Source organism: uncultured Campylobacter sp. (genome assembly GCF_938045595.1).
Taxonomy (GTDB): domain Bacteria; phylum Campylobacterota; class Campylobacteria; order Campylobacterales; family Campylobacteraceae; genus Campylobacter_B.
The window spans coordinates 1-2,420 of record NZ_CALIBB010000303.1 but is presented as its reverse complement, the minus strand read 5'-3'; the positions used below and the strand labels follow the sequence as shown (position 1 = coordinate 2,420).

At 53.4% G+C, this 2,420-nt stretch carries 2 protein-coding genes; both read right to left on the bottom strand.

Going from position 1 to position 2,420, the window contains the following annotated elements:
- Positions 1-590: universal stress protein (locus Q0340_RS11680; protein WP_298083450.1), on the bottom strand; the 590-nt coding region annotated here is incomplete at its 3' end.
- 20 nt (positions 591-610) lie between these two features.
- A partial coding sequence (locus Q0340_RS11675; RefSeq protein ID WP_298083449.1) for a polyribonucleotide nucleotidyltransferase occupies positions 611-2,420 on the bottom strand: 1,810 nt, incomplete at its 5' end.

Genomic DNA, 2,420 nt, shown 5'->3' with positions numbered 1-2,420 from the left:
GCGGTAATGACGGTGATAGATTTGGCACGCTGCAAAAGCTCCAGCCAATTATCGAGCGCTCGCGCAGACGCCGCAGTGCCGGTAAGCGAAACTAAAATTTTATCCGCCTTGAACTCCTGCAGCTTGCGCGGTATGACGATGCAAGGCTTGCCGCTTTTGGTGACCGCCGCCTCGAACGTGCCGGTGATAGAGCCCGTAGGCGGCACCGAGACCAGTACCAAATCGCAATATTTGGAGTATTTCTCGACCAGCTCGGAGCGGATGCCTACCATATGCCTCAAAGCGGCGCTATTTGGGACGTGATCGTCGTCGTTTTGATCTAAGCCGAGCTTAGCGCATTCAGTGTCGAAGATAGCTTTGATCACCTCGCGCTCGGCCCTCATCTCATCGCCCGCGGATTTTAAAAATTCCTCCATCAACACGCCGCCTTTTAGCGTCATACGGACATTGTAGATCATCTTAGGATCGAGCTGGCACGCCATTATGTTGATGTGCGTACCGAAAAATTTATTTACGAGCAGCGCTCCGTGTATGCGCTCTGCCAGCTCCTCGCCGCCGCCGATAGGGAAAAAAATCTTTTTAAGCTGCATCTCATACTCCTATTAAAATTTTAAGCTAATTCCAGTGAAATTTTAGTGCCTTTCTGATCGGTCACGCGCACTCGCACCACGTCGCCCGCCTTGTAAGGCGTCGTGATAAATTTAGCGCGCAGTAGCCCGTCCACGCCGTCTCGTAGCGAGATGAAGGTACCGAAATCCAGCACGCTTTGCACCACGCCGTCAAACTCCTCGCCGATCTGAAATTTTACCTCTTTGCGCTCATTGCGCGGCTTGCGAAAATCGCGAGAATTTGAGACTATCGATAAAATTTTCTCTTTCGCGCCCGATACGCCGCCAGATTTTGCGCCTTGGATCTTGACCTCACCCTTTTCGCGATCCAGATCGATATTTACGCCGAAGCTTTCGGTAATCTCTTTGATGACCTTGCCGCCCTGGCCGATGATGTCGGGGATTTTGCTCGCCTCGACGCTAAAAATTTCAAGCTTCGGAAGCACATCTTCATTTATGACGATCGCCGCATCCGCTTGCTCCATAAGGCCCAAAATATGTGCGCGAGCCTGCTTTGCCTGCGCGAGAGCCTCTTTTAAAACCTCCAGGCTGATGCCGCCGAGCTTGATATCCATCTGAAGCGCGGTGATGCCCTCATAGGTGCCCGCGACCTTAAAATCCATATCTCCGTCGTGATCCTCAAGCCCCATTATGTCGGTTAGCACGGCGTGTTTTTCGCCCTCAAAAATCAAGCCCATCGCGACGCCCGCAACGAGCTTTAGCGTAGGTACGCCCGCCGCCCGAAGCGATAGCGCGCCGCCGCAGACCGAAGCCATCGAGCTTGAGCCGTTACTCTCTAAAATTTCGCTCACTACGCGGATAGACTGCGGCGAGTTTAGATCGATGCTTGGATATAGCGCTCTTTTGGCTAAATTTCCATGTCCCAGCTCGCGTCTGCCGGGGCTTTTGAGCGGACTTGCTTCGCCGACGCAAAAGCCTGGGAAGTTGTAGTTAAACATAAATCTATCGCTGATCGGCTCAAGCTGCGTTAGGCTGTCGCTTAGCTGCGCGTCGCTATCGCCGCCCAGCGTGGTGACGACCAAAGCTTGCGTCTGCCCGCGCGTAAATAGGCAGCTTCCGTGCGCGCACGGTAGGATATTGGTCTCGATACTGATCGGGCGCACCTCATCAAGCGCGCGCCCGTCGGCTCTGCGGTGATCCTCGATGATCTGCGTGCGGATGATGCCGCGCTTATATTTGCCGATGACGCTAGAGATCACCTCCTTGCTCCACTCGTTTTGCGCCGCGGCCTCGGTCGCTAAAATTTGATCCACGATTTTGTTTAGTTCGGTAGCGCGCTCGCTCTTTGCCATCTGATTGATCGCCGCTTTGACGGCGTCTTTGTAGTTTGCGTCGATAAAATCCGCGATATCTTCGTCCTCGATCTCGGGTTTGTACTCTAGGCTCGCATCTGGTTTTTTAAGCGGCAAAAAAGCCTCTTCGTAGGCGCCCGAGCCCGCGCTTATCGCCTTTGCGGCAAAATCGATCGCATCCACCATCAGATTTTCGCTAAATTCATTCATCTGTTGCGCGCCGCCATTAATCTGCGGCAGGGAGCGCATCTCGATCATCAAAAGCTCATCGCCGACGCCCGCTACGTAAAGATCAAGTGCGCTAGCTTTAAGCGCGGAGTTGCTCGGATTTAAGATGAAATTTCCGTTTTGATAGCCTATACGCACGCCGCAAACGGGCGCTTTAATCGGGATGTCGCTAAGATATAGCGCCGCAGACGCCGCATTAAGAGCGACGACTTGCAGATCAACCTCCGGATCTGCCGATAGCACGTAAACTACGATCTGCGTCGGATATGCG